Origin of the sequence: Bradyrhizobium algeriense (assembly GCF_003062295.1) — a bacterium.
Taxonomy (GTDB): Bacteria; Pseudomonadota; Alphaproteobacteria; order Rhizobiales; family Xanthobacteraceae; genus Bradyrhizobium; species Bradyrhizobium algeriense.
In genome coordinates this window covers 1-6,081 of record NZ_PYCN01000090.1, presented here as the reverse complement: position 1 = coordinate 6,081, position 6,081 = coordinate 1, and the positions used below count along the sequence as shown (strand labels likewise).

General features: G+C 61.2%; 5 protein-coding genes and 3 pseudogenes. 5 read left to right on the top strand and 3 right to left on the bottom strand.

Going from position 1 to position 6,081, the window contains the following annotated elements; all coding sequences use genetic code 11:
- Positions 1 to 125: 125 nt before the first annotated feature.
- Together C7G61_RS44340 and C7G61_RS47775 are read left to right on the top strand one after the other, a co-directional pair.
- Positions 126 to 212, top strand: a pseudogene (locus tag C7G61_RS44340) (transposase domain-containing protein); the annotation flags it as partial.
- A 26-nt stretch (positions 213 to 238) separates the two neighbouring features.
- A pseudogene (locus tag C7G61_RS47775) lies at positions 239 to 610 on the top strand (IS110 family transposase); the annotation flags it as partial.
- Between the two features lie 2 nt (positions 611 to 612).
- Here C7G61_RS47775 and C7G61_RS41960 read toward each other — a convergent pair.
- Positions 613 to 869 (bottom strand): annotated as a pseudogene (locus C7G61_RS41960) (transposase); the annotation flags it as partial.
- A 115-nt stretch (positions 870 to 984) separates the two neighbouring features.
- Between C7G61_RS41960 and C7G61_RS46800 the strand changes: the two are divergent.
- From C7G61_RS46800 to C7G61_RS41950, 3 genes are read left to right on the top strand one after another with little or no spacing between them, the layout of a single operon-like run.
- On the top strand, positions 985 to 1,203 hold the full coding sequence (locus C7G61_RS46800; protein ID WP_244608764.1) for a hypothetical protein: 219 nt from the start codon (positions 985 to 987) through the stop codon (positions 1,201 to 1,203).
- Between the two features lie 51 nt (positions 1,204 to 1,254).
- Positions 1,255 to 2,082 carry a hypothetical protein gene (locus tag C7G61_RS46795; RefSeq protein ID WP_244608763.1) on the top strand — a complete coding sequence of 276 codons (828 nt, stop codon included), beginning with the start codon at positions 1,255 to 1,257 and terminating at the stop codon, positions 2,080 to 2,082.
- Positions 2,040 to 2,966, top strand: a complete 927-nt coding sequence (locus C7G61_RS41950) for an integrase catalytic domain-containing protein (RefSeq protein WP_108523339.1) — start codon at positions 2,040 to 2,042, stop codon at positions 2,964 to 2,966. The genes C7G61_RS46795 and C7G61_RS41950 overlap by 43 nt, the downstream gene beginning before the upstream one ends.
- A 406-nt stretch (positions 2,967 to 3,372) precedes the next feature.
- Here the strand turns inward: C7G61_RS41950 and repC are convergent, their stop codons facing one another.
- Complete coding sequence (gene repC, locus C7G61_RS41945; RefSeq protein ID WP_108523338.1) at positions 3,373 to 4,617, bottom strand: plasmid replication protein RepC; 1,245 nt, start codon at positions 4,615 to 4,617, stop codon at positions 3,373 to 3,375.
- Between the two features lie 485 nt (positions 4,618 to 5,102).
- Positions 5,103 to 5,642, bottom strand: a complete 540-nt coding sequence (locus C7G61_RS41940) for a hypothetical protein (RefSeq protein WP_145963810.1) — start codon at positions 5,640 to 5,642, stop codon at positions 5,103 to 5,105.
- Between the last annotated feature and the right edge of the window lie 439 nt (positions 5,643 to 6,081).

Here is a 6,081-nt window from a genome sequence, read left to right as displayed (position 1 = left end):
GTAAAATCACTCTGCATGAGTGATTTGCCTTCCGATCCAGCATTGCTCCGACACACCGTGATGGCGCTGTCGTCAAGGCTTGCGGCGTTGTCGGCGGAATGCAGCACGCTTTCGGCCGAGCGTGATGGCTCACGCAAACTCTCGAGCGGATCGCGCAGGGCTGGCCGATCTCTCAAATCGAAGCTCTCATGCCCTGGCACTTCAAAGCCTGAACGGCCTCAGCTTGGCGCTCACGGGACTGGCGCCGAGCAACAAGGTCTCCGGCGGCAAAATGCTTTCCTCCCGAACACGCCGATCCGGCGGCCGGGCGGCGGCCTTCTGCGCCTCATTGCCGTGACCGTGGGTCGTACAGACACCGCGCTCGGCGCCTTTTATAGACGGCTCTCAGCGCGCATCGGCTAGGCCAAGACCGGGACCGCCACGGCCCGCAAGATCGCAGTTTCTGTTCTACAATGCTGTGCGATACGGAATGGACTATGTCGATCCCGGGGCCTCGTCCTGCGAGACGCGTTACCGGACGCGAGTCGTCAACAATTTGCATCGGCGTGCCAATGCATTCGGCTTTGTTCTCCAGCCCTTGGAGCCGAAACTCGGTGCTGCCGTTTCTTAGGAATCGTTCTCCAGCGTCAGCTCCCCGATCTTGGCATGCAGCGACTTCACATCGATCGCAGGCGTGGCCGGCGCGGCGCTGCCAGGTCCAAAAACTCCGGAAGCACTGCCCTCAAGCAGCGATTCCATGCCGTGATCTGATTAGGGTGAACGTCGAAATGCTCCGCCAGCTGGGCGATTGTGCGGTCGCGCTTGACGGCGGCCAGAGCCACCTTCGCCTTGAAGGCCGGTGTGTGGTTCCGGCGTGCTCGTCTGCTCATCGTCGCTCCTGATTCGCAGGCACCAGCGTGCACGCCGTCAGGCAGAAACTCCACTTATCGAGCTGTTCAAATTTGCGGAGCCGGCTCTGTTGACAGCAACACAGTCGAGCGCTCCATGCGCTCAACTCATTGTTCAGCGGCAGTGAAGGAGCGGCGCCGAGAGCTGGGCGATCCTGCCGCTACCAGCATTCCCATGCTCGACGGCAATTCCGCCGCGATCTCCGCCGTCGCGCTGCGCCACAACGACATCAGCAACAGCCTCTCGACTGCCCCCGATCGGTTCGAGCCGATACACCGGCGCAACCCCAATGGCGACGTCGAACCGCGTCCCTGATGCCAGGGTTTCCATGCCGCGATGCGGCTCAGGCTGTCGGCGTGGGCGCCGATGCTGGACACCAGCAACGTCAATCACAGCATGCTTCTGCCCATTCTGTTGCACTGTCGCGACGATCAGGGGCAGCCGGTGCTCGGATCCCCCCGAAGCGGCCGCGAGACTGCCGACTTTCTGCGTAACGCCTACGCCGATATTCCAGCGGTCGTCGAGGCCATGCGCGCGCATCGCCTGACTCAGAATGTTACTGGACAACTTCTCGCCGATGACTGGGGCGACGTCACCGAATCGGTTCGGTGGCCTCTATGGCGGGAAAGATCAGCATGGGCGCGCGGCGCGAGGTCGTGTCGGCGGGTGACAGAGCGTTCCCGTTCGGTCAAACGGGCGGAGAAGGGGCGGATCCTCGACGCGCTGTGCGCGACGACGGGCTGGCATCGCAAGCATGCGGTGCGGGCACTCCGGCAACATGAGCCGGTTAGACCTAACGGGGTCGAGGCACCGCGAGAGCGCCGCCGCAAATACGGTGCGACGATCAAGGATGCGCTGACGGCATTGTGGGAGGCGTCGGATCGGGTGTGCGGCAAGCGGATCAAGGCGATGATCCCGACCTTGCTGCCAGCACTTGAGCAACATGGCCGATTGAAGCTTGGCTTTGCGGATCGTGACCGTGTGCTCGCGATCAGCCCCGCAACCATCGACCGCATGCTCGTCGACGTAAAGGTCCCGGCGAGCGGCGGCAGGCGGCGCCGTGCCGGGTTCTATTCGGCAATCCGGCGCGAGGTCCCAATCCGCACGTTCAATGACTGGAACAGCCTTCTGCGAGGTCGACATGGTAGCCCATGGCGGCACGTCGGTGGGCTGGCTCGTTCATCCAGACCCTGACGATGGTCGATATCGCCACGGGCTGGACAGAGTGCCTGCCGTTGGTGACGCGGGATGGCTCGCTGGTTGCCGAAGCGATCAACCGCGCACAGAGCCTGTTCCCCTGGCTCTTGCGCGGCGTAGACTTCGACAACGACAGCGCCTTCATGAACGATGTCGTCGTGCCATGGTGCCGCGACCAGAAGCTGGAAGTCACACGCTCGCGCGCCTACAAGAAGAACGATCAAGCGTTCGTCGAGCAGAAAAATGGTGCCGTCGTCCGCCGCCGCATGGGCTATGGCCGCTTCGACGGCGTCTACACGACCCGTGTGATGGGCCGCCTCTATGCGGCGGCACGGCTCTATGTCAACTTCTTCCAGCCGTCGTCCAAGCTGAAGGAGAAGCGCCGCGAAGGGGCTGAAGTGATCAAGCGCTATCACCCCCCATTGACGCCCTACGAGCGTGCATTGGCGCATCCCAAGGTGACCGCCGCCGTGAAGAAACGGCTGCGCGATCAGTATCGCTCGCTCGATCCGGTCGCGCTGTTGGCCGAGATTCGCGCAACCCAGGACGAACTCGGCAATCGCGTCGATCGTCGTGCCGGACAGGCGCGCGGCCTGCAATGCGCCAGCACGAGCACCGCGCCAGCGACCGCAGCCAGTTTTGCCAAGACGCTCGGCAAGACAGCGACGGCCGGCGAGCCGCGTGCCACGCACCGGCGAACCCGTCGGCCCTATAAAACCAGGGGTCGCATGCCATCCAAGCTCGACCCACATATTGCCACGATCCAGGCCTGGCTCGCTGCGCAACCGCAGCTAACTGCACTCGCTATCGTCGGCCGGCTGAGCGAGAAACACCCGAGGAGTTCGGGACGAGACAGCATTCGATCGTGCAGCGTCTGCTAAGGGCGCTTAGACGGAAGGCTGCTGAACAGCTGGTCGCTCAGCGCCCGCTCGGCGACGCCACGACCGCTTCCCAGTTGCCCGGGGTTGTGGACGGCTCGGGCTATGCAGGGCCAGACCCGCCCACAGCCCCTCTCGTCGAGCAAACCGGGAAAGCCACCTGGCGCGGCCGATCGATCGACATCGGATCGTCATCGGCAATCGCGCCATCAGGGTAACATTCGCATATGCGGCAATACGCGCACCAATATTGGATGCCGATCCGCTACCCACGCGCTCGCTGATCCCCGCAGACGGGGAGCTCATACCGGTTACCTTCCACCGGATACCGTAAGATCGGCAATATCGCCTTCTTGCGCCGAACGACATCGCTACGCCCGCTCAAACCGGAATCCAATCCAGCCGGGTCTTACCCATCGCTCACCGCTCGTCGCTTTTCGTGGAGCCGGGAGTTGATCTGCGACATCAGGATCGGCCCAAGAGAAAACTCCCCGACCTCCGCTTTCCGCGTCAGCCCGCGCAAATAACCGCCGGCGGAATTGATCGCCGTCCCGCGCTGCAGGATGTAGGCGACGACCACCGCCGCTTGCGTTTCGCCCAGGACGGTTTGCGCCTCCTCCCAGGCGCTCGGGCTGATTCCCAGCATCGATCGCACAACGGCCGCGGTGGCGACGAAATCGCGCCAGTTCGAAATCCCGCCATTCGCGTAATCGACGATGTCGGGGCATGCATTCAGCACCATTCCCAACGGATACGAATTCTCGGCGACTCGCGATGGTTGAGGTGTTGGCTCAGCTCTTGCCGCCCTGCCTTCTCGAAGGCTTGGTTCAAGTTCAATAGGGGCGTCTGGATTTGAATTCTGTATGTGGCGCTCAGAATGGGACTCATTGGCGCTCGGACTCTTGGATTTGATGTGTGCTCCCAGAACACCGAGCACGTCGTCAGCAAGCTGCGACAACTCGTCGACGATCGGCTCGAGCTCCTGCCGGGTCGCGGAGCGTGGAATCTGAGCGACCATTGCGCGGAAGGCGGCATGTACCTCCTGCCAATCGGCGGGCCCCTGCCCTGCCCTTCGCGTCGGGATGTCTTCCTCGATGCCAGTTGCAATCATCTTCGCGATGTCGCGCCGGCACAGCGTGACCCGTTCACGCAACAGCTTGAGTGCACGGGCTTCCGCTTCGATATCGGCCGCCAGGCTCTCAAACTCTTCCGAGCGTACGACGAGCGGTGAAAGATCGAAGCCGAAGGCGAGGGCGATTTCGCCAACCTCGTCCTTCCGCGCATACCGCTTCCCATTTGGACTGTCGCGCCGAACTATCAGTCCGGCGTCGACCAGCACAACGAGGTGACGCCGCAGTGTCGATGCCGGCATGCCGTGCGCCCGCCGACTGAGCTGATGGTTCGACGGGAAGACGATCAGATCATTCTCTCCTGTGAGCGCGGTCTCAGGATGGAAGGTCAGGAGCGCCTCTAACACCGAGAGCGAGCGCTCCGACACGCCCAGCCGCGGCCGTGCCGTGCAGATGGCGTGGAAGATCTTCCATTTGTGCACGATCTTTTCGGGACGGCGTTCTGTTGCGAGCATTTGGCTTGCCACGTGGGCAAGCGTTAGCGATCGCCGCCCAAAGGGCGTCGTTGGTGGATGTGACTGCATGTCCTTGCCTCGTGCGGGCAAAGGAATCTGCTCGCCAAACCGGCCCTCTCTCTCGCGAGACACTTGACTGCGATTCGCGAAGGTGATTCTTTGCCAGTGCCCAGCTAGACAAAAGGGCTTCCGGACGGAACCGTTTGGAGGCTTTTTCCTTTGCCGCTATGGATCCTTGCTCATACTGCGGGTACGCGGCTTACTCATCGGGCGCTGCCGGCGATGGCAGCGCCCGATATTCCAGAACAAGTTGTTCATTAGTCGGATCTTTAACGATAGCTTTGACCGGGCTTGCAAAGCGACTGCAAGGCCTCGAGCCGACCGTTGCCAGAGGCAGCTTGATAGCGACCTTCTGTCTGAAAGCTCGGCCCTACCAAGATTGGTGTACCTGGTGTCCGTGCTCGGCAATGCTCCGCCAGGGCCTCGAAATCAGCCGCCTTCGTATCATCCGGCTGATCGCGAATGAACGACGGATCGCCCGGCGCGGCATTGAGCTAACTAAACAAGTCGTCATAGCGGATCGCCCGGCACAATGCGTAGTTGCGTAGCAGGTCACATTTGGGCTGAAGACCGAACAGCACCGACAAGGAAGTACGATAGCTTTTCATCGGAAAATATTGCGCGACGTGCGCGGCCGTCGTGGTTTTGCGGATCCAGCTTTCAAATTTGTGACTGCGATGACCTGAAGATGTCCGCCCTCGCATCGATTCGCTGCATCGCTGCGTTTTGCTCAGAATGCGACGACTCTCGCGAACCTGCAGCGAATAAGCGGTGTCCCCGTGCTGTCTTTTCGGCTCGGGAGTCTCAGCTGCGAGTGACAGGTGCCGGAGATGTGCGTCGGTGATCCCGATCAGTTTTGCGACTTCGCCCGAGGTGAACTTTCGCAATTCCGTCACGGAGGATGGAGTAAATAAGCGCAACCAGAGCCCTTTAAGCTGAGCGCTTAGAGAGTGGGCGTCCGATTCAACGAACCGCGCTGGCGAGTGTACCTTCTTGCCATTGCGGTAACTGGCATTTGCTTCGATAACCGTCATATACGTCGCCATCCGATATTACCTTTCTTCTTCCTACCTCATCGCCGATCGATTCGGAACCGTAGCGTGAGGTCACGCAGAAGAGGGTAATCGAAACGCCGTTCGTCAGGTTTTCGAAAGGTTGCCCTAGTACCCACTTTTCATAAAGCGCGAGTCGTGATTAGAGCTGGTCCCGTTTGTCTGAACAGAATCTCCGCGTCGATAGGTGGAGCCTCTGCCGGGGTTAGGCTGCCATGCGGAGTGGCAGCGGGGTGAAGTAGGCTTGATCCGGCGTGCTGCCGTCAAGACTCGAATGGGGACGCCTGTTGTTATTCTTACTGCGTCATGAGTTTTCATTGTCGTCCCCTTGTTGGGGCGATGGCCCCGCAGCAAGGACATCGCTGCAGGGTTTTGATGATTCCCCAGGCCAGTCGCCGACGCATGGTTGCGATTGAGTTCG

Bases quoted from the DNA above. Each gene is read 5' to 3' on its own strand.
- repC (WP_108523338.1), bottom strand. From the start codon at position 4,617: ATGCAGTCACATCCACCAACGACGCCCTTTGGGCGGCGATCGCTAACG.
- C7G61_RS46800 (WP_244608764.1), top strand. From the start codon at position 985: ATGCGCTCAACTCATTGTTCAGCGGCAGTGAAGGAGCGGCGCCGAGAG.
- C7G61_RS46795 (WP_244608763.1), top strand. From the start codon at position 1,255: ATGCTGGACACCAGCAACGTCAATCACAGCATGCTTCTGCCCATTCTG.
- C7G61_RS41940 (WP_145963810.1), bottom strand. From the start codon at position 5,642: ATGACGGTTATCGAAGCAAATGCCAGTTACCGCAATGGCAAGAAGGTA.
- C7G61_RS41950 (WP_108523339.1), top strand. From the start codon at position 2,040: ATGGCGGCACGTCGGTGGGCTGGCTCGTTCATCCAGACCCTGACGATG.